Source organism: Enterobacter asburiae, assembly GCF_007035645.1.
GTDB lineage: Bacteria > Pseudomonadota > Gammaproteobacteria > Enterobacterales > Enterobacteriaceae > Enterobacter > Enterobacter asburiae_B.
This window is the reverse complement of sequence record NZ_AP019632.1, coordinates 1,660,647-1,684,598: the sequence shown is the minus strand read 5'-3', so window position 1 is coordinate 1,684,598 and position 23,952 is coordinate 1,660,647. Positions and strand designations below refer to the sequence as shown.

Here is a 23,952-nt window from a genome sequence, read left to right as displayed (position 1 = left end):
AGTGGAATTTTTACGTAGTGTAGAGAAATCGCCTGCAACGTCAAAGGCGACTGCGCTACATCTTATTCTTTTTTAATATATATCAGAAGTTGTTCCGGCGTGGGCTTTCTGCTTTATGGCACCCGGCATTTGTACCTTGTATTGAGCATACTTGCGCAGCGCAATTCGGTAGTTGTTGGTGCTGGTCGCAGGCAGCCACGGCTCCAGATTTTCATCCAGATAACCGGTTTTCAGCAGATCGCGAGAAATGTTGTTTACGGTCAGATGTTGCCCAAGGCGGCGCAGGCGAACGACATATTCGCGAACGGTGCCGTGGCTCATCTCCGTTTGTTCAAACAGGAACTGCTTGAAGCCGATAATATCGAAGAAGTCGCTTTGCTCTTTGCAGTGGAGATCCCCACAGAAACGGCAAAGCGCCACCCACTCTTTTTGCTCTTCGAGCCATGCTGCTTCGTCCATCAACGTGTCGAGACGCGAAATCGCAATCTTATTGACGATTTCGCCCCGGCGAACCAGCGTGATACGATCGAGTAACTTGTTACAGTGGGCGCAATGCGTCTGGCTGTGTTTAAAGTCTTTCAGGTAGCGGCTTAAAGGCCGTCTTTTAGATTGCTGCACCGTCATGATAACTCCTGGTTGTCAATACGTTGTGCGGCATTTTTAAGGTGAATCAATCACCTATAACTTACCCAGCTTGGTTCGTAAGCGTTTAATGGCCTGGCTGTGCAGCTGGCTCACCCGCGACTCTCCCACCTCCAGAACAGCGCCAATCTCTTTGAGGTTAAGCTCTTCCTGGTAATAAAGGGTCAATACCAGCTGTTCGCGTTCAGGCAGAGCTTCAATAGCCTCCATGACGCGCTGGCGTAAATTCCCTTCCATTAAATGGTGTAACGGGTTTTCATGCTGGTGCTCGTCCGTCACCAGCTCGATGCTATCGCCATGCTCTTCGCGCCACTCGTCATAAGAGAAGAGTTGGCTATTATTGGTATCGAGCAACATCTGACGATACTCTTCAACAGCAATGCCAAGACGCTCCGCCACTTCGGTTTCCGTTGCGTTACGTCCCAGTTCCTGTTCCAGCTGCCCCATCGCATGCGCCACTTCGCGCGCGTTGCGGCGAACACTGCGCGGCACCCAGTCGCGGCTGCGCAGCTCGTCCAGCATCGCACCACGAATACGCTGAACTGCGTAAGTCGTAAATGCCGTTCCTTGCAGAGCGTCGTATCGGTCAACTGCATTCAATAACCCGATACCGCCCGCCTGTAGCAGATCGTCGAGTTCCACGCTCGCCGGCAAGCGCACCTGGAGGCGCAATGCTTCGTGACGCACCAGCGGGACATAACGCTGCCACAGCGAGTGTTTATCCATTACACCTTCAGCGGTATAGAGTGAATTCACGATAAACAGCCCTGCGTTAGTTGAGTTATCGGCATGATTATCCGATTCTGCAGGGCGTTCAATTGGATGAAAAAGGGGGATAAAGTGAGGTTATTCTGAGGTTGCCCACAACAGGGGCAACTTTTCTGGCTAAATTAACAGTTGTAACAATGAAAGATCGTCGCCCAGTTTGACGCTATCTATATGTTGATGAAAGAGCTTTCCCGCTTCCTGATTATGCTGGCTAAGGGAGTGGAAGCTGTAAATAACATCAATAATATTATCTTGTTCAATTTTCCCCGCCACGATCGCCTGACCGGCAAGTAACGTTTTAAGGAAATAGAACTCCGCAACGATTAAATAAAGGTTATTCAACATGCTGCGGCCATTGTTCTGCGGGAAGCCCTGCTCCCAGAGTTTGTATTTAAAAAAGTTCTTAAACAAATGGTCATTGGTCGCCAGGTAACTGCCCGCCACATCGCGCCAGACGGACTCGATGTTCTCCATGACTTTCTCTGCCGGCACAGTGTCACCCGCAGACTCAAATTGTTGATAAAGCTGAGAAAAATAACGATTCAACACGGCGCCGCCGCGGCTGGCTGTTTTCTTCGTAAAGAAACTCTGGATGAGCGAAATTAATGCGAATTTCAGTCTGTAGTTCTGATTAAATCCGCCTAATTCCGTTTTGATTTTACCGCTCACCAGTTCGTTAACCAGCGAGAAATAGACCGTTTCGAGCGTGCCGATATTCTCTTCGAGATTATCGAGCTTTTCAGCCACCATGAGGAATTTCACCACGGCGTAAACCTGTTCTTCAACGCTGACGCCCTCAACGCTGAAAATATTCTGGCAGAAGAGATTGATGACCTTTGCCTTCAAATCAATCATCGGCGCATTATTGACGTCCTGCTGAACAATGACAGATTCCATCAACGACATAGACTCCCGATCGTTCAACAGAAGTCGGGTCACTTCCGGACACGAGAGGTTCAGCGATTTTTCGATTTCATTTTTATAGACCCGGTTTGTCCGCGGGAACGACGTACAGGTTGGGCTTAAGGCCTGGATGCCCATGGCGCTATGAACAGAACAGAGTTTTTCCGTATCCATAAACGGGCAGTTTTTACTTTCCGTATGGAAAATCACTTCACCCCAGTGGTCATAGTTTTTTTTGGTGACTTTTATCGCCGTTTTCGCCGTCTGACGAATAGCGGCATTTTTACTGTTCAGATAGCGATTAACGGAGGATTTATCAAACGCGATGGTCCAGCCCTGACAACAATGTTCACGGCATTCCCCACCGACACATGAAAAATCTGCGACCAGCTTTGGTTGAGTGACACTGATTTGTTTCACAGGCGGATTCTCAAATAGCAGAGATAAAAAAACCCCGCCGAAGCGGGGTTTCACGCGTAAAATTAACGCAGCAGAGACAGAACGGTCTGTGGAACCTGGTTTGCCTGAGACAGAACAGAAGTACCAGCCTGCTGCAGGATCTGCGCGCGGGACATGTTGGAAACTTCAGTTGCGTAGTCAGCGTCCTGGATACGGGACTGAGCAGCAGACAGGTTGTTAGAGGTGTTGTTCAGGTTGTTGATTGCAGAAGTGAAGCGGTTCTGCACAGCACCCAGACCGGAACGAGCGGTATCAACTTTAGCAATAGCTTTGTCGATGGTGTCCAGGTCAGTAGCGGTCATTGCTGTCAGGTCGATAGCGTTCACGCCCAGAGTAGTGGTGTCAGCTTTAGCACCGCTCAGGTCCAGATCGATGGTGTCGCCGTCGTTTACGCCAACCTGAATTTTAACTTTACCAGCAGTACCAGCAGTGCCGTCCAGCAGTTTGATGCCGTTGAAGTCAGTTTTGCCTGCAACGCGGTTGATTTCAGCCAGACGCGCTTTAACTTCATCCTGCAGGGATGACAGGTCAGATGCGCTGTTGGTGCCGTTGCTTGCCTGAACAGCCAGTTCACGGACACGCTGCAAGTTGCTGTTGATTTCGTTCAGGGAACCTTCAGCAGTCTGCGCCATGGAGATACCGTCGTTGGCGTTACGTGCAGCCTGGGTCATCCCTTTGATCTGAGCGGTCATGCGGTTTGCAATCGCCTGGCCAGCAGCATCGTCTTTCGCGCTGTTAATACGCAGACCTGAAGACAGACGCTCGATAGCAGTGCCCAGAGAAGACTGAGATTTGTTCAGGTTGTTCTGAGTGGTCAGGGACATCAGGTTAGTATTGATAACTGCCATAATTTTGTTTCCTTCAAAAATTGGGTTTTAGGTCCGGTGCCTAACACTCACAGCGTCTCTCACCGTCAACAAGGTTATCGACGGGTCCCCAAAAGACTTTAGAATCAATTTTTAAAAAAATACAAGCTACTGATTATTAATCATTTTATTTTTAGAAAATCAATTACGGTCAGCCAGAGGCTTATTATTTGCGCTTTTTTAACGCGCAAAGAGATGGCAAAAAAGGCACACACTTAATCGTGTTTTTAATGCACTGATAATGTCCCTAAAGTGCAATCCATTCATTTACCCCGCCAGAACGCGTCTATTCTTCGGATTATTTTTTTCTCACCATCGTAAACTTTTACGTTGAGAGGCCGATAAGAGTCCTGAACTACTTTCGTATTTTAAGGAAAATATGCATGGCTACTATCAGTAACCTCGGGATAGGTTCTGCAGGACTCGGGGATTTATATAATCAGTTGGAAGCGGCAGAGAAAACCAAGCTGACGACGATTACTTCCCAGCAATCAACGTATAACGCACAGTTAAGCGCTTACGGCAAACTGCAGAGCGCCATGACATCGCTGCAGACTGCCACCGCTGCACTGGGTAAAGCAACCACCTGGAACTCAACGTCCGTTAGCAGCACCAACACGGCCTTTACCGCCACGACAACGGCAGACGCGTCCGTGGGTTCCTTTGTTGTCAACGTCAACCAGGTTGCAAAGGCACAGGCACTCACTACCGGCTCTTATGCAAACAACACGGATCTGCTGGGCGATACGACAGGTACAACGCGTAAAATCACCATCACCCAGCCGGGCACGAAAACGCCTTTAGAGGTCACCCTGGCGGATGGCGATACGTCGCTGGCCGGGATCGCGAGCGCCATTAATAAAGCGAACGGCAACGTCACCGCCAGCGTCATTAAAGCGAAAGACGGTGATTACCGCCTGATGCTGTCATCTAAAACCACCGGTACGGATGGTGCGATGACCATCAACGTTACCGGCGACGCCAAGCTGCAAGGCGCCATTGGTTATGATTCAACCACCAAAACGGGCGCGCTGACGGTGAACACCGGAGCTCAAAACGCAATTGTGGTAGTGAACAGCATTTCGATTGAGCGCCAGACGAATACCATTACCGATGCCCTGCCTGGCGTGACTTTCTCGCTGAAAGCAGAAAGCAAGGCAGATGAAACATTGGAGGTGACTCGCGCAACGGATGCGAACCAGAAGGCGATCACCGACTGGGTCACGGCGTATAACTCGCTGCAGTCCACCATTAACAGCCTGACGAAGTATGTTCCGGTTGATGCAGGCGCCGGCAGCCAGTCTACCAGCAACGGTGCGCTGGTCGGTGATGCGAACGTGCGCGGGGTTCAGTCCCAGCTGCGCGGCCTGCTGACCGAAGTGCAGGCCGGCTCCATTCAGATCATGGCCCAGTTGGGGATCACCCAGGATCCGGTGAAAGGCTCGGACGGTACCGTCGGTAACCTGAAAGTCGACACCGATAAGCTGAAAAAAGCGCTGACCGACAACCCGAACGCCGTACAGCAGTATTTTGTCGGTGACGGAAAGAAAACCGGTATGGCGACCCAGATGAACAACACGCTGACCACCATGCTCAGCACCAGTACCGGCAGCGCCGGGGTGATCCAGAACGCGAAAGACGGGATCAACAAAACGCTGAAAACGCTGGGCGAACGTTACGATGCCATGGATGCTCAAATTGAAGCCACCATGGCGCGTTACAAAACCCAGTTCACCAGTCTGGACGTATTAGTCACCAAAATGACCAGTACAGCCAACTACCTGACCCAACAGTTCTCACAAAAGTAGTCGTAGCCTTCAGGAGTGGATATGTATAAGACCTCTGGTGTTCAATCCTATCAGCAGATAGGAGTAGAAAGCGCAGTCATGAATGCCAGTCCACACCAGCTGATTGTCATGTTGTTCGACGGGGCGCATAGCGCCCTTGTTCGCGCGCGTTTGTTCATGGAAGCCGGACAAATTCGAGAGAAAGGCGAAGCCTTATCCAAGGCCATCAACATCATCGACAACGGTTTGAAAGCAGGACTGAACATGGAGGTTGAGAGCGAATTGTCCGGTAATCTTGCCTCCTTGTATGAATATATGGTTCGACGTTTGTTGCTGGCGAATGTCAGTAACGACGTAGACGCAATTGTTGAAGTCGAGGGTTTATTAAACAACATTGCGGATGCGTGGAAGCAAATCGGCCCCAATGCGTCCTCTATTTCAGGATAATTTTGATGAATAATCCCAGCGCTGCGCTTAGCCACTGGCAGGCGTTACATGCTCAGAGCATTGCTATGCTAAATCTCGCACATTCTGGTCAATGGGATGCGCTTATCGAGCAGGAAATGCATTACGTTCAACTGGTGGAAAAAATTTCGCAGACACCCATCATGTCATGCCCTCCGGCTCAGGTTGAGCAAGCGCGTGCGCTGCTGGAAATGATCCTTGAAAATGAGAATGCGCTAAAGGCACTGCTGAAAGTCCGGATGGACGAACTGCGCAATCTGATTGATCAAACCGGTAAACAGCAATCCATCACGTCTACCTATGGAAAGCTGTCAGGGAATATTCTTTATCCAGAAAGTTTTACCCGCGACACACAACTATGATTTCTTCATCCATACTCCAGAAGTCTGCCAATGGCTTCTGGAGCAAGGATGATGAAAAACCCCACCCTGTTACAATGTTTTCACTGGTACTACCCTGCTGGCGGTGAATTGTGGCGAGAGGTCACGGCGTTAGCTCCCAATCTTAACGAAATCGGCATCAACATGATCTGGCTGCCGCCCGCCTGTAAAGGGGCATCCGGCGGGTATTCTGTCGGCTATGACACCTATGACCTGTTCGATCTTGGCGAATTTGACCAGAAAGGCAGTATCGCCACGAAATACGGCGACAAGGCGCAGCTGCTGGAGGCTATTGATGCCCTTAAAAGCAACGACATTGCCGTTCTGCTGGACGTGGTGGTCAACCACAAAATGGGCGCCGATGAAAAAGAGCCCGTGCGCGTTCAGCGCGTGAACGAACAGGACCGCACGCAAATCGATGACGAGGTAATTGAATGCGAAGCCTGGACTCGCTACACCTTCCCAGCCCGGGCCGGGCAGTACTCACAGTTTATCTGGGACTACAAATGCTTCAGCGGCGTCGACCATATTGAAAACCCCGATGAAGATGGCATCTTTAAAATCGTCAACGACTACACCGGCGAAGGCTGGAACGATCAGGTTGATGATGAGATGGGCAACTTCGACTACCTGATGGGCGAAAATATCGACTTTCGCAATCACGCCGTGACCGAGGAGATCAAATACTGGGCCCGCTGGGTCATGGAACAGACGCGCTGCGACGGTTTTCGTCTGGACGCCGTCAAGCATATTCCCGCCTGGTTTTACAAGGAGTGGATTGAGCACGTCCAGGAAGTCGCCGACCAGCCGCTGTTTATCGTGGCGGAATACTGGTCCCATGAGGTGGATAAACTTCAGGCCTATATCGACCAGGTCGAAGGCAAAACCATGCTGTTTGATGCCCCTCTGCAGATGAAATTCCACGAGGCGTCACGTCAGGGCCGGGATTACGACATGAGCCAAATCTTCACCGGTACCCTGGTGGAAGCCGATCCGTTTCATGCGGTCACCCTCGTCGCGAACCACGACACCCAGCCTTTGCAGGCGCTGGAAGCACCGGTCGAAGCCTGGTTTAAACCGCTGGCGTACGCGCTGATCCTGCTGCGGGAAAATGGCGTGCCGAGCGTCTTTTATCCGGATCTCTTCGGCGCCAGCTATGACGACGCGGGAGGCGACGGTGAAACGTACCATATTGATATGCCGGTCATTGAGCAGCTTCACGAGCTGATCCTCGCGCGCCAGCGTTTTGCCCACGGCGTGCAAACGCTGTTTTTCGACCATCCTAACTGCATCGCTTTCAGCCGCAGCGGCACCGATGACGATCCCGGCTGCGTGGTGGTGATGTCGAACGGGGACGACGGCGAGAAGGTGATTTGTCTTGGGGAAAACTACGGCAACAAAACGTGGCGGGATTTTCTCGGCAATCGCGAAGAAACCATCACCACGGCGGCGGATGGCGAAGGGACGTTTACCTGTAATGGGGGAAGCGTCAGCGTTTGGGTGATAGAGGATGCGCTGTAGAACGGGAAACGTGCGGCCTGATGCCCTCACCCCGTCCCTCTCCCACAGGGAGAGGGCGCAAACACCAAAAACGGCAACGAGGTTGCCGTTTTGCGTTTACCCTTAGGGTAGTTTACTCTCTAGCGGATTTTTACTCAGGTAATCGGCACACTCAACCGTTGGACGGTCGACCTTCTGCAGCTCCAGGCCGTCATACTCCAGCGTCGAGCCATCGCGCTCCAGCGGATAGATATCCAGCTTACGCGTCACGTTGTAATAACTGTCTGAACGCAGCATGATTTTACCCGGCACGGCAATCACGCGCTGCCACTGACGGCAGTCCAGCGTATCGCCCTCTTCCGTCACCACCAGCGTGGCAATCGCCTTCGGGCTGACCATGTTGCTCTGCGGCCCTTTCGACTGCCAGTATCCCGCCAGATGCGCCGGGACAGGATGCTTGATCACGTCGTTATAGTTATCGACCTGAACGCACCCGGTCAGTGCCAGCAGCGCGCCAGCAATTGCTATTTTTTTCATCATCTTTCCTGCATTCGAAGAAAAAAATATTGTGGCATTAAAGCGCTGCGGCTGCCAGCGAAGATCGAGAGGTCTTAAACCTGCATCCCCATCACTTCCTGATACGCAGACACCAGTTTGTTACGCACCTGGATCCCCATCTGCAGGGAAACCGAGGCTTTTTGCAAATCGGTCATCACATCATTCAGCGCCACGCCCGGCTCACCGAGGGTGAACTTTTCTGCCTGAGTGCGTGCTGCGGTCTGGGTATCACTGATACGGTCAAGAGCGGCATGCAGTTGCCCCGCGAAGCTGATGCTCGGCTGCTGATCTGCCACATTCTGATTACGGGCCGTCATCGCCGTTGCCTGCAACTGACTGATTACCCCTTCAATGCCCTGTATAGCCATGACTCTCCCCTGGATGGTTTTTTACGCGGTCAAGACTAACAGCTTGTCAATAAGATAATGGCGGTAAATAGCATGAAAAAACCAGGTTATTTGACGCATAGAAAATCACGAATCATCAAATAATGGCAGGGCCATCAATATGGAACTTTTGTCGTGTTTGCCGACCCGGGAGTCAGTTTTGTTTCTCTACACGAATAACGTAAACCACCAGGATTTAAGAGGTGCGCAATGAGTGCAACAGCATCGACAGCGCCGCAGAATAAATCACTCGAGTGGATGAACCGCCTTCGCGCGAATCCTAAAATCCCGTTGATCGTGGCAGGCGCTGCCGCAATTGCGATCCTTGTAGCGATGGTCCTGTGGGCGAAAAGCCCTGATTACCGGACGCTCTACAGCAACCTTTCCGATCAGGATGGCGGCGCCATCGTCACCCAGCTTACCCAGATGAACATCCCTTATCGCTTTGCCGATAATGGCGGTGCGCTTGAGGTCCCGGCTGATAAGGTGCACGAACTGCGTCTGCGTCTGGCTCAGCAGGGGCTGCCGAAGGGCGGCGCGGTTGGCTTTGAGCTGCTGGATCAGGAAAAATTCGGTATCAGCCAGTTCAGCGAGCAGGTGAACTACCAGCGTGCGCTGGAAGGTGAACTGGCCCGCACCATTGAAACATTAGGCCCGGTGAAGAGTGCCCGCGTGCACCTGGCGATGCCTAAACCTTCTTTATTTGTCCGCGAACAGAAATCACCTTCGGCTTCCGTTACCGTGAACCTTGAACCCGGCCGCGCGCTGGACGAAGGGCAAATCAGCGCGGTGACGCACCTCGTTTCCAGCGCCGTCGCCGGTCTGCCGCCGGGTAACGTGACGCTGGTTGACCAAAGCGGTCACCTGCTGACGCAGTCCAATACCGCCGGTCGCGATCTGAATGATGCGCAGCTGAAGTATGCCGCCGATGTCGAAAACCGTCTCCAGCGCCGTATTGAAGCGATCCTCGGCCCGGTGGTGGGTAACAGCAACGTGCACGCGCAGGTAACCGCACAGATCGACTTCGCGAACAAAGAACAAACTGAAGAGCAGTACAGCCCGAACGGCGATGCGGCTCAGGCGGTGATGCGTTCACGCCAGATCAATTCGAACGAGCAGGTCGGCGGTGCCTACCCGGGCGGCGTGCCGGGCGCGCTGTCTAACCAGCCTGCCCCGGCTAACGCGGCACCGATTTCTACGCCGCCGGCCAATCAGCAGAACGGTCAGCAAAATAATCAGCAGACCACCTCAACGACCAGTAACACCGGTCCGCGCACCAGCAGCCGTAACGAAACCACGAACTACGAAGTGGATCGGACGATTCGCCACACTAAACTGAACGTGGGCGACATTCAGCGTCTTTCCGTTGCGGTAGTGGTGAATTACAAAACGCTGGCGGACGGCAAACCGCTGCCGTTGACTGCCGAGCAGATGAAGCAGATTGAAAACCTGACCCGTGAAGCGATGGGTTACTCCGAGAAGCGCGGCGATACCCTCAACGTGGTGAACTCACCGTTCAACTCGGTTGATGAGACCGGCGGTGAACTGCCGTTCTGGCAACAGCAGGCGTTTATCGACCAGCTGATGTCCGCAGGACGCTGGCTGCTGGTGCTGATTGTCGCGTGGCTGCTGTGGCGTAAGGGCGTTCGTCCGCAGCTCCAGCGCCGTGCTGAAGCCGAGAAAGCGGCTCGCGAACAGATGAACACGCGTCAGGAAACGGAAGAAGCGGTTGAAGTGCGCCTCAGCAAAGATGAACAGATACAGCAGCGTCGTGCTAACCAGCGCATGGGCGCTGAGGTCATGAGCCAGCGCATTCGCGAAATGTCAGATAACGATCCGCGCGTCGTGGCGCTGGTCATCCGCCAGTGGATGGGTAACGAACATGAGTAATACGCTTACGGGCACCGATAAAAGCGTCATCCTGCTGATGACCATTGGCGAAGATCGTGCGGCAGAGGTGTTTAAACACCTCTCCCAGCGAGAAGTGCAAATTCTCAGTGCGGCCATGGCCAACGTGCGTCAGATCTCCAACAAGCAGCTGACCGAAGTGCTGGCAGAGTTTGAACAGGAAGCCGAACAGTTTGCCGCGCTCAACATCAACGCCAACGATTACCTGCGCTCCGTGCTGGTCAAGGCGCTGGGCGAAGAGCGTGCCTCCAGCCTGCTGGAAGACATTCTGGAAACGCGCGATACCGCCAGCGGTATCGAAACGCTCAACTTTATGGAGCCGCAGAGCGCCGCCGACCTTATCCGCGACGAGCACCCGCAGATTATCGCCACCATCCTTGTCCACCTCAAACGTGGTCAGGCGGCCGATATTCTGGCCCTGTTCGAAGAGCGTCTGCGTCACGATGTGATGCTGCGTATCGCGACCTTCGGCGGCGTCCAGCCGGCCGCGCTGGCGGAGCTGACCGAAGTGCTGAACAACCTGCTCGACGGTCAGAACCTCAAGCGCAGCAAAATGGGCGGCGTGAGAACGGCGGCGGAAATCATCAACCTGATGAAAACGCAGCAGGAAGAGGCCGTCATTACGGCGGTTCGCGAATTCGACGGCGAGCTGGCACAGAAAATCATCGACGAGATGTTCCTGTTCGAAAACCTCGTCGAAGTGGACGACCGCAGCATCCAGCGCCTGCTTCAGGAAGTGGATTCCGAGTCGCTGCTTATCGCCCTCAAAGGTGCCGAGCAGCCGCTGCGCGAGAAGTTCCTGCGCAACATGTCTCAGCGTGCGGCCGATATCCTGCGCGACGACCTTGCCAACCGCGGCCCGGTTCGTCTGTCTCAGGTGGAAAACGAACAGAAAGCCATTCTGCTTATTGTTCGTCGTCTGGCGGAAACCGGCGAGATGGTGATTGGCAGCGGAGACGACACCTATGTCTAATGAGCTGCCCTGGAAGCGCTGGACGCCGGACGATCTGGCGCCTCCCCTCTCCGAGTTCACGCCGGCCGTCATCGCAACCGAAGAGCTTGACCCGGACGTCGAGCAGCCCGAGCTGACCGAAGAGGAGCAGCAGGCCCAGATGCTGGCGCAGCTGCAAATGCAGGCGCACGAGCAGGGCTATAACGCCGGTCTGAACGAAGGCCGCCAGAAAGGCCACGAGCAGGGGTATCAGGAAGGTCTGGCGAAAGGGTTAGAGCACGGTATCGATCAGGCGCGCCAGCAGCAGGCGCCGATCCATGCCCGCATGCAGCAGCTGGTCAGCGAGTTCCAGCACACCCTGGACGCGCTGGACAGCGTGATTGCCTCGCGACTGATGCAGATGGCGCTGGAAGCCGCGCGTCAGGTCATCGGCCAGACGCCCGTGGTGGATAACACCGCGCTGATCAAACAAATTCAGGGTCTGCTTCAGCAGGAGCCGCTGTTCAGCGGGAAACCTCAGCTGCGCGTCCATCCGGACGACCTGCAGCGCGTTGAAGAGAGCCTGGGCGCGACGCTTAACCTGCACGGCTGGCGTCTGCGCGGCGACCCGTCGCTACATCACGGCGGCTGCAAAGTCTCTGCCGATGAAGGCGATCTGGATGCCAGCGTCGCCACCCGCTGGCAGGAACTGTGCCGCCTGGCGGCACCGGGAGTCGTCTGATGACCGCGCGCCTCACCCGCTGGCTCACCACGCTCGACAACTTTGAGACGAAGATGGCGCAACTGCCATCCGTTCGTCGTTATGGGCGACTGACGCGCGCCACCGGTCTGGTTCTCGAAGCCACCGGCCTGCAGCTTCCGCTGGGCGCGACCTGCGTCATTGAGCGTCAGGATGGTCTGGAAACGCGTGAAGTTGAAAGCGAAGTGGTCGGATTTAACGGCCAGCGCCTGTTCCTGATGCCGCTTGAAGAGGTGGAAGGCATTCTGCCCGGCGCGCGCGTGTATGCCAAAAACATTTCTGGCGATGGGCTGCAAAGCGGGAAGCAGCTGCCGCTTGGCCCTGCCCTGCTGGGCCGCGTGCTGGACGGCAGCGGGAAACCGCTCGACGGGCTGCCCTCCCCGGACACCACCGAAACCGGCGCGCTGATCACCCAACCGTTCAACCCCCTGCAGCGTACCCCTATCGAGCATGTGCTGGATACCGGCGTGCGCCCGATTAACGCCCTGCTGACCGTGGGACGTGGACAACGTATGGGCCTGTTCGCCGGCTCAGGCGTAGGTAAATCCGTCCTGCTCGGCATGATGGCGCGCTATACCCAGGCCGACGTGATCGTCGTGGGGCTGATCGGCGAACGTGGTCGTGAAGTAAAAGACTTTATTGAAAACATTCTGGGTGCGGAAGGCCGCGCCCGCTCGGTGGTGATCGCCGCACCGGCAGACGTGTCGCCGCTGCTGCGCATGCAGGGTGCCGCATATGCCACCCGTATCGCCGAAGATTTTCGTGACCGCGGCAAGCACGTGCTGCTGATCATGGATTCCCTGACCCGTTACGCGATGGCGCAGCGTGAAATCGCGCTCGCCATCGGTGAGCCACCGGCGACCAAAGGCTACCCGCCTTCGGTATTCGCCAAACTCCCTGCGCTGGTGGAACGCGCGGGGAACGGTATCAGCGGCGGCGGCTCCATCACCGCGTTCTATACGGTACTGACGGAAGGCGATGACCAGCAGGACCCGATTGCCGACTCCGCGCGCGCGATCCTTGACGGTCATATTGTGCTGTCGCGCCGTCTGGCCGAAGCCGGGCACTACCCGGCCATCGATATTGAAGCCTCTATCAGCCGCGCAATGACGGCGCTGATAACCGAGAAGCACTACGCCCGCGTGCGTAACTTCAAACAACTGCTTTCCAGCTTCCAGCGCAACCGCGATCTGGTCAGCGTGGGGGCGTATGCCAAAGGCAGCGACCCGATGCTCGACAAGGCGATTAGCCTGTGGCCGCAGCTGGAGGCATTTTTGCAACAAGGCATTTTTGAACGCGCCGACTGGGAAGATTCAATTCAGGCACTGGAGCTGATTTTCCCGCAGGTGTAACACAGGTGGAGGGCGAAGGTCATGGCGCAAAACAGCGCGTTATCAACGCTGAAAGATCTGGCTGAAAAAGAAGTTGATGATGCCGCATTGCAGCTAGGCGCAATGCGACGCGGGTGCCAGCAGGCTGAAGAACAGTTGAAGATGTTGATCGACTATCAGCATGAATATCGCACCAGCCTCAATACCGATATGACACAGGGCATTGGCAGCCAGCGCTGGATTAACTATCAGCAGTTTATCCAGACGCTGGAGAAGGCGATAGATCAGCATCGCCAGCAGCTTAACCAGTGGACCCAGAAAGTCGATACCGCGCTGAATTTCTGGCGCGAGAAGAAGCAGCGACTGCAGGCCTGGCAGACTTTACAGGACAGACAGATCGCGGCAACGACCCTGGCGGAAAACCGTCTGGATCAGAAGAAAATGGATGAGTTTGCCCAGCGCGCATCAATGAGGAAACCGGAATGATCACACTGCAACAACTGCTGATGAGCGACAGCGACCTGTCAGGCGGCACGCAAACGGGGAAAGGCACCGACGGTGCACAGGACTTTCTCTCTCTGCTGGCGGGCGCCCTGTCGGACGCAACGGGCAAGGGCAAAGATGCGCCGCTGACCCTGGCTGACCTGAAAGCCGCCGGCAGTAAGCTGTCAAAAGTGGCTCAGGACGCCAAAGGGGATACCACCCTGCAGGCCAAAATTGCCGACCTGCTCTCGCGCCAGACCGCGCTGAACGGCGATGAAACGTCGCCCGTCACGTCGCTTGATACGCTGGTTTCCGGGCTGGTGCCGCTGTCTAAGGGCGACGCGCTGAAGACGCTCAATGCGGCGAACAGCAAAGATGACGGTAAAAGCGAGCTGAGCGAAGAAGAGCTGGCCGGATTAAGCGCCCTGATGGCGATGCTGCCGCACCAGCAGCAAACTACCGCCTCTCGCGCGGCAGGCAGCGAGGGCGTTTCCGCCACCTCAACGCTGAATTCCGCGACGCTTTCAAACGGCGCGGGCCAACCGTCCCTGAACGCGTCTGCGGGAAGCCACGATAAAGCGCAGAGTGCTACGCCTTATCAGAACCAGGTGAAAAATCACGAGCCGGCCCTGCAGGGCAACGCGCCTGCTACACCGGCCGTGGCCGCGGCGGCAGAGAAGCAGGAGCTCGCCAGTTCGTCCTCATCATCATCACCAACAGCTACTCTGGCACCGATTATGTCCAGCCATGCGACCAGTCAGACGGCCGCCACCGTCGCCAGCGCGCCGTTATTAAGCCAGCCTCTGGGGACCCACGAATGGCAGCAGTCCCTGAGCCAGCACATCACCCTGTTCACTAAGCAGGGCCAGCAGACGGCAGAGCTGCGCCTGCACCCGGAAGATCTGGGTCAGGTGCAAATTTCGCTTAAGCTGGATGATAACCAGGCCCAGCTGCAGATGGTCTCTGCGCACAGCCATGTTCGTGCGGCACTGGAAGCCGCGCTGCCGGTACTGCGGACCTCACTGGCGGAAAACGGCATTCAGCTTGCGCAGAGCAGCGTCAGCAGCGAGAGCTTCGCCGGGCAGCAGCAGTCCTCGTCCCAGCAGCAGCACCAGGCTTCGCGTTCCGGCAACACCGGCGGTTTTAATGAAGAGAGCGATGAGTTACTGCCTGTTCCTGCCGCCCTGCAGTCCGCAGCGCGCGGTAATAGTGCCGTAGACATCTTCGCCTAAACGCCAGAGGTAGCGTGATTATCCCCGTCTTTTCCACGCTTTGACGACAGCAGGACACGGGATAATCACCTTATTAAGCTGTACCGAAACAGGAAGCTCGTATCAGATGACTGACTCCGCTATCACCAAAAAAAGTAAGCGTTCCATCTGGATCCCGCTGCTGGTGTTGATCACGCTCGCCGCCTGCGCTACCGCGGGCTATAGTTACTGGCGTATGCAGCAGGAACCGACCACCGCTGCAGCCAAAGCTGAAGCACCTCCTCCGCCGGCTCCAGTGTTCTTCCCGCTGGATACCTTCACCGTCAATCTGGGTGATGCGGATCGCGTGCTTTACGTTGGCATTACGCTGCGCCTGAAAGATGAAGCCACCCGTTCACGTCTGAACGATTACCTTCCTGAAGTGCGTAGCCGCCTTCTGCTGCTGTTCTCTCGTCAGGACGCTTCGGCGCTGGCTACCGATGTGGGTAAGCAAAAGCTGGTCGACGCCATTAAACAAACGCTGGCGACCCCGCTGGTAAACGGCCAACCTAAGCAGGAAGTCACTGACGTTCTGTATACAGCATTCATTCTGCGGTAACGACATGGGCGACAGTATTCTTTCTCAGGCAGAAATCGATGCGCTGCTCAACGGCGACAGCGATAACAATGATGATCCTAAACCGGGTATTGGCGGCGATAGCGATATTCGTCCCTATGACCCGAATACCCAGCGTCGCGTGGTACGTGAACGTCTGCAGGCGCTGGAGATCATTAACGAACGTTTTGCACGTCAGTTCCGTATGGGGCTGTTTAACCTGCTGCGTCGTAGCCCGGATATTACGGTGGGTGCGATCCGCATTCAGCCGTATCATGAGTTTGCCCGCAACCTGCCGGTGCCAACCAACCTTAACCTGATTCATCTGAAGCCGCTGCGCGGCACCGGTCTGGTGGTGTTTTCGCCAAGCCTGGTGTTCATCGCGGTGGATAACCTGTTCGGCGGCGACGGGCGTTTCCCGACCAAAGTAGAAGGTCGTGAATTCACCCATACCGAACAGCGCGTCATTAACCGCATGCTGAAGCTGGCGCTGGAATCTTACAGCGACGCGTGGAAAGCGATTAACCCGCTGGAAGTGGAGTACGTCCGTTCTGAGATGCAGGTGAAATTTACCAATATCACCACCTCCCCGAACGATATCGTCGTTAACACGCCGTTCCACGTGGAGATCGGTAACCTGACCGGCGAGTTCAACATCTGCCTGCCGTTCAGCATGATCGAACCGCTGCGCGAGCTGCTGGTGAACCCGCCGCTGGAGAACTCCCGCAACGAAGACCAGAACTGGCGTGAAAACCTGGTCCGCCAGGTCCAGCATTCGCAGCTTGAGCTGGTGGCGAGCTTCGCCGATATCCCGCTGCGGTTATCTCAGATCCTGAAATTACAACCCGGCGATGTTTTGCCGATAGAAAAACCCGACCGCATTATTGCCCATGTGGATGGTGTCCCCGTGCTGACAAGCCAGTACGGCACGATTAACGGTCAGTATGCGTTACGCGTTGAGCACTTGATCAACCCGATTTTGAATTCGCTGAATGAGGAACAGCCCAAATGAGTGACATGAACAATCCGTCCGATGAGAACAGCGGAGCACTGGACGATCTGTGGGCTGACGCGTTAAACGAGCAAAAAGCACCCCCGGCCAAAAGTGCAGCGGATGCCGTATTCCAGCAGCTCGGCGGCGGTGACGTCAGCGGCACGCTGCAGGACATCGACCTGATTATGGATATCCCGGTTAAGCTGACCGTTGAGCTGGGACGCACCCGCATGACCATTAAAGAGCTGCTGCGCCTGACGCAGGGTTCCGTGGTGGCCCTTGACGGTCTGGCCGGCGAGCCGCTGGATATTCTGATCAACGGTTATCTGATTGCCCAGGGTGAAGTGGTGGTGGTTGCCGATAAATACGGCGTACGCATCACCGACATCATTACCCCGTCTGAACGTATGCGTCGTCTGAGCCGTTAAGCATGAAAACCCAGGCAACAATATCACAGCCTTCTGCCGTTCCCGGCTCGCCTCTGCTCCAGGTGAGCGGGGCATTGTTCGGTATTATTGCCTTTATTCTTATCGCCGCCTGGCTGGCGAAACGCTTTGGCCTGGCGGGTAAAACCGCCGGTGCCCGCGGCCTGAAGGTCAGCGCCAGCACCACGCTGGGACCACGCGAGCGCGTGGTCATCGTCGAGGTAGACGATGCGCGCCTGGTCCTGGGCGTCACGGCCTCAAACATCAGCGTATTACATAAGCTGCCGCCCGCCCCTGTTGTGGTGGACGAGCGCGCAGACGCCCCTGCGGATTTTCAGTCCGTCATGAAGAGTTTGCTTAAGCGTTCCGGGAGATCCTGATGCGCCGTTTGTTATCCCTGACGCTTGCGGGCGTTGGCCTGTTTGCTCCCGCGGTCTATGCACAGCTGCCCGGTCTGGTCTCCACCCCTCTCGCGGGCGGCGGACAAAGCTGGTCGCTTCCGGTGCAGACGCTGGTGTTCATCACATCGCTGACGTTTATTCCGGCCATCCTGCTGATGATGACCAGCTTCACCCGCATCATCATCGTCTTTGGTCTGCTGCGAAACGCGCTGGGAACCCCTTCCGCGCCGCCAAACCAGGTTCTGCTGGGGCTGGCGCTGTTTTTGACCTTTTTCATTATGTCGCCGGTGATCGACAAGATTTATACCGACGCCTATCAGCCGTTCAGCGAAGACAAAATCTCCATGCAGGAGGCGCTGGATAAAGGCGCTCAGCCGCTGCGAGAGTTTATGCTGCGTCAGACGCGCGAAGCCGACCTGGCCCTCTTTGCCCGCCTGTCCAACACCGGCGAGATGCAGGGACCGGAAGCGGTGCCAATGCGTATTCTTCTGCCTGCCTATGTCACCAGCGAGCTGAAAACCGCGTTCCAGATTGGCTTTACCATCTTTATTCCGTTCCTGATTATCGACCTGGTGATCGCCAGCGTCCTGATGGCGCTCGGGATGATGATGGTGCCGCCCGCGACCATTGCCCTGCCCTTTAAGATCATGCTCTTTGTACTGGTCGACGGCTGGCAGCTGCTGGTCAGTTCGCTGGCGCAGAGTTTCTACAGTTAAGGAACGGCAATGACACCCGAATCGGTCATGATGATGGGCACGGAAGCGATGAAAATCGCGATTGCCGTTGCCGCGCCGCTGCTGCTTGTCGCGCTGGTTACCGGTCTGATTATCAGTATCCTGCAGGCCGCCACGCAGATTAACGAAATGACGCTGTCGTTCATCCCGAAAATCATCGCCGTGTTCGTGGCGATTATCGTGGCCGGGCCGTGGATGCTGAACCTGTTGCTGGACTATATGCGCAACCTGTTTACCAATCTGCCGTACATCATCGGCTGACCTGACGATGCTGCACTTCACCAGCGACCAGTGGGTTCAGTGGCTCGGAGTCTATTTTTGGCCGATGCTGCGCATCATGGCGCTGATATCCACCGCCCCGATTCTCAGTGAGAAATCGATACCCAAGCGCGTCAAGGTGGGGCTGGGCATTATCATCTCCATTATCGTCGCGCCCTCTCTTCCCCCCGTGGATATTCCGATCTTCTCGGCGAATGCGGTGTGGGTGGCCCTGCAGCAGGTGATGATTGGCGTCGCCGTCGGCTTTACCATGCAGCTCGCCTTTGCCGCGGTGCGTACCGCAGGGGAACTGATCGGTCTGCAGATGGGGCTATCGTTCGCCACGTTTGTTGACCCTGGCAGTCATCTCAACATGCCCGTGCTGGCGCGTATTATCGATCTGCTCGCCATGCTGCTGTTCCTGTCGTTCAACGGCCATCTCTGGCTTATCTCCATGCTGGTGGATACGTTCCATACGCTGCCGATTGGCGAAAATCCGGTGAACAGCAACGCTTTCCTCGCGCTTACCCGCGCTGCGGGGCTGATTTTCCTCAACGGGCTGATGCTGGCGCTGCCGATCATCACCCTGCTGCTGACCGTCAACCTGGCGTTAGGTTTACTCAACCGAATGGCGCCGCAGCTTTCGGTGTTTGTCATTGGTTTTCCGCTGACGCTAACGGTTGGGATTTTATTAATGTCATTACTGATGCCACTTATCGCTCCCTTCTGTGAACATTTATTCGGCGAGATATTCAACCTGTTAGCGGATATTGTCAGCGAGCTGCCACGTAAATAATAGCCCTCACTGTTGCTATTGTCTTTCTGAGGATATTCCTAAAATAAAACGCGTAAAACATCTTCCAGGATATATCTGACGCGGTTTAATTGTTTCTAACCATCTCACAATACTTAATATTTACTTTACTTTAAGAAGATTCCTGGCAAATTATACGTAACTTTACGGGATAGTGAGTCCGCCTGAAAGTCTTTGTCATGCTCACAGGTTTATTATTTTTTTCCATCCCGTATGGCTGTTTTGAGCTCTCAGGCAGATGGTGAATTATCGTTACGCATTGAGTGAGGGTATGCCATGTCAACGATCATTATGGATTTATGCAGCTACACCCGGCTAGGGTTAACCGGGTACCTGGCAAGCAGAGGGGTAAGAAAGAGAGACATCAACGATGCACACACCGTTGACGAACTCGCAGCCGCTTGTGACGAACTAAAACCAGGCGTGGTGTTTATTAATGAGGACTGTTTCATTCACGATCCAGCCAACAGTCAGCACATTAAGCAAATCATTAATCAGCATCCAAAAACCCTGTTTATTGTTTTTATGGCGATCGCGAATATCCATTTCGATGAGTATTTGTTGGTCCGTAAAAATTTATTGATCAGTTCTAAATCGATTAAACCCGAGTCGCTGGATGACATTCTGGGTGATTATTTGAATAAAGAAGTTAAAAATGTAGGAGCGGTTAACTTACCCACCCTATCATTAAGCAGGACTGAATCAAGTATGCTGCGAATGTGGATGGCGGGACAAGGAACTATTCAGATCTCTGACCAGATGAATATTAAAGCGAAAACCGTTTCGTCACACAAAGGAAATATTAAAAGGAAAATTAAAACGCATAATAAGCAAGTGATCTACCACGTGGTACGCCTGACCGATAATGTGACGAACGGGATTTTCGTCAACATGCGTTAGTCGCTTAAGACCTGTGCACCCTACCTTTGATCTCTGGCCTGGCCAGAGATTTTTGCTTCTGGAAAGGTTGTCGGGCACGCGATGTGCTACCCGACGCCGTGCTACTCCGCCTTCTCGACAAAAATACCGTCCGGATGCCCCAGTTCGTTAAAAAACCAGATGCCGAGCGGGTAGTCTTCAAGCGATACCAGGTACATTGTGCCTTCGCTAAACTCTTCAATTGCCAGCACCACACCCGGGCGGCGCGGCCCACCGTCCGTTTTAACGGTTACCCGATCGTTGACCTTCATACATTCCTCCTCTGGTTTTGAGCCAGTGTAGAACAAAACGCAAAAACGCACATCGCCGCCCGGCGTGATTGGCGTTTTTATACACAGTCTATACTTACCGTTGGACACGGCTGAAAGAGGAACCCCGTAATGAAGACCGATAAAGAGTACAGCGACACCATCAAGCGCGAAGTCGAGGTGGATGTCGATGCCCTGCTGGCCGCCATCAATGAGATCAGTGAGTCAGAAGTCCGCCGGTCGGACGACAATTCGGACCGCGTCATTGTCAACGGAAGGGATTATCACACCTATCGCGAGCTGGCGGAGGCCTTCGAGCTTGATATTCACGACTTTAGCGTGTCTGAAGCCAATCGGTAGGGCGAAAAAAATCCCGGCCATGGGGATGACCGGGATCAAAACTTGCTTATGCAAGAAGCACTTGAAAATTCGTTACACCAGGAAATCTGATGTACATGCCACACTATCCCCAACGAATTTGGCTGACAAGCATATATTCTTACGATGAATATAATATTTTTAACATAATGCTTTTTGTTATGAGCAATAACACACGCCGAATGCGGGTTTGCCAGGAGCATTCCTCTTTTCTCCGGTTTTCGCCTTCATTATTTTTTAGGAATTTTCTTAGAGCGAGACGCATCTGTTACCAGGAGTCGCTATGCCTTCACTGCGGGATACATTGCTGATTTTCTCTGACCTGGATGGTTCACTGCTGGATATTCACACCTATGAGTGGCAACCCGCCATGCCCTGGCTGGACAGGCTGCTGGATAATCAGGTTCCGGTTATTCTTTGCAGCAGCAAGACCGCGGCAGAGATGCTCGATCTCCAGCTGGATCTGGGGCTGGAAGGCTTGCCTTTTATTGCCGAGAACGGCGCGGTGATTCAGCCTGACGTGCGCTGGGATAAGGTTCAGCGCCAGATCAGGGGGATGACGCACCGGGATATTCGCCCGCGAATCGAACAAATTCGCCTGCAGACGGGCTATAAATTCACCACCTTTGACGACGTGGATGAGCACGTTATCAGCGAGTGGACCGGACTGACGCGCTACCGTTCGGCGCTTGCCCGCAAGCATGAAGCGTCCGTCACGCTCATCTGGCGCGATACCGACGAGAAACTGGTCCAGTTTGAAGAGGAGCTGGTGAATGTCGGCCTGAAATGCCTGCAGGGCGCGCGCTTCTGGCATGTTCTGGACGCTCGCTGCGGCAAAGACGTTGCGGTGAACTGGCTGATTGAGCAATACCGCGAGCTGGAAGAGATTGAACCCACCACGCTGGGGCTCGGCGACGGTCCCAATGATGCGCCCCTGCTCGACAGCGTTGACTTCGCGGTGGTGATTAAGGGCATTAACCGCCAGGGCATCACGCTACGGGACGATAACCCCGCCCGGGTTTATCACACCCGACAGCCCGGCCCGGCGGGCTGGCAGGAGGGGCTGGATCACTTCCTCTCTTAATCGCGCCAGACGACCCGGTTACGCCCGCTCTGTTTGGCCTGATACAGCCGGACGTCCGCCACGGACTGCAGCTGTTCAAACTCGTAGTTACCCGCTTCATCCGCGCTGCTGACCCCAAGCGACGCGCTGACGCGCAGGGTCGTGCTCTTCTTCACCAGGATCTCCTTACTGTTGATCCGGCAACGTATACGGTCCGCGACGCTTCTCGCCTCCTCCAGACCGATCCCCGGCAGGACGACGCAAAACTCTTCCCCGCCTACGCGCCCTGCCACATCATTCTTGCGTAACGCGCTGGCAATCAGCCCTGCCGTGTGGGAGAGCACTTTATCCCCGGCCTGATGGCCGAAGCGGTCGTTGATATTTTTAAAATGGTCGAGATCGATCTGAATCACCGAGAACGGCAGCGACTGCTGGCGACAGGTTTCCGCCAGCAATTTTGCGCGGTCGAACAGCGCGCCGCGATTATTCAGCCGGGTAAGCGGATCATGCCAGGCCTGCCACTGGAGCGAGTGCTGAAGCGTGTACATGTTACTCACCATGCGGCGGATCACCAGCCACGAGATCAACAGCATGGCGGTAAAGAGCGCCCACATCAGCGCCAGCACGATACTGATGCTGCCGAAGTCGTCCTGTACCCCTTCGTGCAGGGTGTGGATCCGCAGGACAACGCCGTCGAAGTGATCGAGCCGCTCCCAGCTCACAAAACGGCTTCCGAGGCGGATCCCGCCGCCGGTGGCGTGCTCAATCGCCTGCGCAATCTGCGCCGTTTCGCGTTCGTCAAAATGGTTAACCGCGTTTTCCGTATGGGCAGAGGTGGCAATCATATTGAGCCGGGTATCGTACAGCTGATACTCCCCTTCCGTTCGGTCTTCCGTCGCATCGGCCAGCAGACGCTGCATGGTGCCCAACGTAAAATCCATCGCCACGACGCCATACCAGTAATGGTCGAAATAGATGGGAACGCTGGCGGTGATCATACGTTCATCATTGGTCCAGGATGAGGGGGTGGAGATGAACCAGCGCACCGCGCGAGCGCGATTGTTCCGTTCTGACTGCTGGGTAAACCAGGACTGCGTGACAAGATGGTAATAGCGGGAGGTAATGTCGCCCGCCTGGTCCGGCGTATCGGTGGAAATGAAAAACCCGGCGCGGGAGACGTAGATCACGCGCGCTTCCGTTTGTGCTCTGGACGACGCCAGCCTGAGCAGATACCCCACTTCGAGCGTGGCAGAAATCTCGTGGCTGAGGCGTTCGGCGTCACGATTCAGAAACGTGGTTTTCTCGACGAATGCATCCGAGACACCGTTAATGGGAAGGGTGCGTTTTTTATCAACGGCAAGCTGCCAGGTAGGTAGCATGCGGACAGTATCGAAGCGTGATACCGCGTTCTGGAGTACATCAAATGCCAGCGGCGTCTGGATTGCATCGCGCATGCCCTGACGAAACAGCAGCATCCTGTCCACGCTGTTCTGCAGCTGCCTGTCCAGCGAACTGGCCACCGTATCCAGATGGTTACGCTGGCTGGAGATGTACGCTTCTTCCAGTACCACCACCTCGCGCCAGGTCAGTAGAGTCGAAAATACCAGAACAACCAGAAAACAGAGATTAACAATCAACCCCGGATTGCTACGCTTATGCAGCCATTGCAAAAAGGATTCTCTTACAACAAAGGTATCGCGCTGCACACACACTCCCTGATCGCTGCCTTACACCCGGTACTAGAGATAAAAACGCCCGGCAAAGC

General features: G+C 54.9%; 27 protein-coding genes and 1 pseudogene. 20 read left to right on the top strand and 8 right to left on the bottom strand.

Translation table 11 applies throughout. The features are described 5' to 3' along the window. Positions 1-72 precede the first annotated feature (72 nt). From fliZ to FOY96_RS07965, 4 genes are all read right to left on the bottom strand, one after another. Positions 73-624 carry a flagella biosynthesis regulatory protein FliZ gene (fliZ, locus tag FOY96_RS07980; RefSeq protein WP_008500339.1) on the bottom strand — a complete coding sequence of 184 codons (552 nt, stop codon included), beginning with the start codon at positions 622-624 and terminating at the stop codon, positions 73-75. Between the two features lie 54 nt (positions 625-678). Beyond that, positions 679-1,398: an RNA polymerase sigma factor FliA gene (locus tag FOY96_RS07975; protein WP_039263779.1), complete on the bottom strand. Its 720-nt coding sequence runs from the start codon at positions 1,396-1,398 to the stop codon at positions 679-681. A gap of 129 nt (positions 1,399-1,527) precedes the next feature. Further along, positions 1,528-2,787: a flagellin lysine-N-methylase gene (fliB, locus tag FOY96_RS07970; RefSeq protein WP_139153139.1), complete on the bottom strand. Its 1,260-nt coding sequence runs from the start codon at positions 2,785-2,787 to the stop codon at positions 1,528-1,530. An 8-nt stretch (positions 2,788-2,795) separates the two neighbouring features. Next, positions 2,796-3,620 (bottom strand): flagellin N-terminal helical domain-containing protein, encoded by an 825-nt coding sequence (locus tag FOY96_RS07965; RefSeq protein ID WP_058841426.1) that lies wholly within the window; start codon positions 3,618-3,620, stop codon positions 2,796-2,798. Between the two features lie 401 nt (positions 3,621-4,021). On the opposite strand from FOY96_RS07965, the gene fliD reads away from it, so the two are divergent. Genes fliD through amyA form a run of 4 tightly spaced genes read left to right on the top strand, consistent with a single transcriptional unit; the run spans position 4,022 to position 7,791 of the window. Beyond that, positions 4,022-5,446, top strand: coding sequence for a flagellar filament capping protein FliD (fliD, locus tag FOY96_RS07960; RefSeq protein WP_143346815.1), 1,425 nt, complete (start codon positions 4,022-4,024; stop codon positions 5,444-5,446). 21 nt (positions 5,447-5,467) lie between these two features. Beyond that, entirely contained in the window at positions 5,468-5,872 is a 405-nt protein-coding gene (gene fliS, locus FOY96_RS07955) for a flagellar export chaperone FliS (RefSeq protein WP_023312296.1), read from the top strand. Between the two features lie 5 nt (positions 5,873-5,877). Then, complete coding sequence (gene fliT, locus FOY96_RS07950) at positions 5,878-6,252, top strand: flagella biosynthesis regulatory protein FliT (protein WP_023312297.1); 375 nt, start codon at positions 5,878-5,880, stop codon at positions 6,250-6,252. Between the two features lie 51 nt (positions 6,253-6,303). Then, positions 6,304-7,791, top strand: coding sequence for an alpha-amylase (gene amyA / locus FOY96_RS07945; protein WP_048981003.1), 1,488 nt, complete (start codon positions 6,304-6,306; stop codon positions 7,789-7,791). Positions 7,792-7,893: 102 nt separating this feature from the next. Here amyA and yedD read toward each other — a convergent pair whose 3' ends face one another. Both yedD and fliE read right to left on the bottom strand, forming a co-directional pair. Further along, positions 7,894-8,307: a lipoprotein YedD gene (gene yedD / locus FOY96_RS07940; RefSeq protein WP_023312299.1), complete on the bottom strand. Its 414-nt coding sequence runs from the start codon at positions 8,305-8,307 to the stop codon at positions 7,894-7,896. A 74-nt stretch (positions 8,308-8,381) separates the two neighbouring features. Continuing rightward, positions 8,382-8,696, bottom strand: coding sequence for a flagellar hook-basal body complex protein FliE (gene fliE / locus FOY96_RS07935; RefSeq protein WP_008500329.1), 315 nt, complete (start codon positions 8,694-8,696; stop codon positions 8,382-8,384). Positions 8,697-8,924: 228 nt separating this feature from the next. Between fliE and fliF the strand changes: the two genes are divergently transcribed. The 14 genes and pseudogenes from fliF to rcsA all read left to right on the top strand — a co-directional run bounded on the left by fliF (position 8,925) and on the right by rcsA (position 20,459). After that, positions 8,925-10,604: a flagellar basal-body MS-ring/collar protein FliF gene (gene fliF, locus FOY96_RS07930; RefSeq protein ID WP_047061123.1), complete on the top strand. Its 1,680-nt coding sequence runs from the start codon at positions 8,925-8,927 to the stop codon at positions 10,602-10,604. Beyond that, positions 10,597-11,595 (top strand): flagellar motor switch protein FliG, encoded by a 999-nt coding sequence (gene fliG, locus FOY96_RS07925; protein ID WP_023312301.1) that lies wholly within the window; start codon positions 10,597-10,599, stop codon positions 11,593-11,595. Before fliF ends, fliG begins: the two co-directional genes overlap by 8 nt. After that, entirely contained in the window at positions 11,588-12,295 is a 708-nt protein-coding gene (gene fliH, locus FOY96_RS07920; protein WP_023312302.1) for a flagellar assembly protein FliH, read from the top strand. The genes fliG and fliH overlap by 8 nt, the downstream gene beginning before the upstream one ends. Next, positions 12,295-13,665, top strand: coding sequence for a flagellar protein export ATPase FliI (fliI, locus tag FOY96_RS07915; protein ID WP_023336182.1), 1,371 nt, complete (start codon positions 12,295-12,297; stop codon positions 13,663-13,665). The genes fliH and fliI overlap by 1 nt, the downstream gene beginning before the upstream one ends. A 21-nt stretch (positions 13,666-13,686) precedes the next feature. Further along, positions 13,687-14,130, top strand: coding sequence for a flagellar export protein FliJ (gene fliJ / locus FOY96_RS07910; RefSeq protein ID WP_143346814.1), 444 nt, complete (start codon positions 13,687-13,689; stop codon positions 14,128-14,130). Beyond that, on the top strand, positions 14,127-15,359 hold the full coding sequence (gene fliK / locus FOY96_RS07905) for a flagellar hook length control protein FliK (protein ID WP_143346813.1): 1,233 nt from the start codon (positions 14,127-14,129) through the stop codon (positions 15,357-15,359). Before fliJ ends, fliK begins: the two co-directional genes overlap by 4 nt. Positions 15,360-15,465: 106 nt before the next feature. Beyond that, on the top strand, positions 15,466-15,936 hold the full coding sequence (gene fliL, locus FOY96_RS07900) for a flagellar basal body-associated protein FliL (RefSeq protein ID WP_023312306.1): 471 nt from the start codon (positions 15,466-15,468) through the stop codon (positions 15,934-15,936). Between the two features lie 4 nt (positions 15,937-15,940). Beyond that, the gene (gene fliM / locus FOY96_RS07895) at positions 15,941-16,945 is read left to right on the top strand and encodes a flagellar motor switch protein FliM (RefSeq protein ID WP_023336184.1); all 1,005 of its coding nucleotides are present in this window, start codon (positions 15,941-15,943) and stop codon (positions 16,943-16,945) included. Beyond that, a complete protein-coding gene (gene fliN, locus FOY96_RS07890) occupies positions 16,942-17,355 on the top strand; it encodes a flagellar motor switch protein FliN (protein WP_023312308.1) in 414 nt (137 codons plus the stop codon). The genes fliM and fliN overlap by 4 nt, the downstream gene beginning before the upstream one ends. Before the next feature lie 2 nt (positions 17,356-17,357). Continuing rightward, the gene (gene fliO / locus FOY96_RS07885) at positions 17,358-17,732 is read left to right on the top strand and encodes a flagellar biosynthetic protein FliO (RefSeq protein ID WP_023312309.1); all 375 of its coding nucleotides are present in this window, start codon (positions 17,358-17,360) and stop codon (positions 17,730-17,732) included. After that, positions 17,732-18,469, top strand: coding sequence for a flagellar type III secretion system pore protein FliP (fliP, locus tag FOY96_RS07880; RefSeq protein WP_033145903.1), 738 nt, complete (start codon positions 17,732-17,734; stop codon positions 18,467-18,469). Before fliO ends, fliP begins: the two co-directional genes overlap by 1 nt. A gap of 9 nt (positions 18,470-18,478) precedes the next feature. Next, the gene (gene fliQ, locus FOY96_RS07875) at positions 18,479-18,748 is read left to right on the top strand and encodes a flagellar biosynthesis protein FliQ (RefSeq protein ID WP_008500315.1); all 270 of its coding nucleotides are present in this window, start codon (positions 18,479-18,481) and stop codon (positions 18,746-18,748) included. A gap of 7 nt (positions 18,749-18,755) precedes the next feature. Further along, positions 18,756-19,548 (top strand): annotated as a pseudogene (fliR, locus tag FOY96_RS07870) (flagellar biosynthetic protein FliR); the annotation flags it as partial. Positions 19,549-19,835: 287 nt separating this feature from the next. Beyond that, positions 19,836-20,459 (top strand): transcriptional regulator RcsA, encoded by a 624-nt coding sequence (gene rcsA / locus FOY96_RS07865; protein WP_008500313.1) that lies wholly within the window; start codon positions 19,836-19,838, stop codon positions 20,457-20,459. Between the two features lie 101 nt (positions 20,460-20,560). Here rcsA and dsrB read toward each other — a convergent pair whose 3' ends face one another. Beyond that, the gene (dsrB, locus tag FOY96_RS22955; RefSeq protein WP_013097741.1) at positions 20,561-20,749 is read right to left on the bottom strand and encodes a protein DsrB; all 189 of its coding nucleotides are present in this window, start codon (positions 20,747-20,749) and stop codon (positions 20,561-20,563) included. 129 nt (positions 20,750-20,878) lie between these two features. Between dsrB and yodD the strand changes: the two genes are divergently transcribed. Then, positions 20,879-21,106, top strand: coding sequence for a YodD family peroxide/acid resistance protein (gene yodD / locus FOY96_RS07855; RefSeq protein ID WP_008500310.1), 228 nt, complete (start codon positions 20,879-20,881; stop codon positions 21,104-21,106). Positions 21,107-21,407: 301 nt separating this feature from the next. Beyond that, positions 21,408-22,208 (top strand): mannosyl-3-phosphoglycerate phosphatase-related protein, encoded by an 801-nt coding sequence (locus FOY96_RS07850; RefSeq protein WP_143346812.1) that lies wholly within the window; start codon positions 21,408-21,410, stop codon positions 22,206-22,208. Here FOY96_RS07850 and dgcQ read toward each other — a convergent pair. After that, complete coding sequence (dgcQ, locus tag FOY96_RS07845) at positions 22,205-23,893, bottom strand: cellulose biosynthesis regulator diguanylate cyclase DgcQ (protein WP_143346811.1); 1,689 nt, start codon at positions 23,891-23,893, stop codon at positions 22,205-22,207. The two genes, FOY96_RS07850 and dgcQ, sit on opposite strands and share 4 nt — an antisense overlap. Positions 23,894-23,952 lie beyond the last annotated feature (59 nt).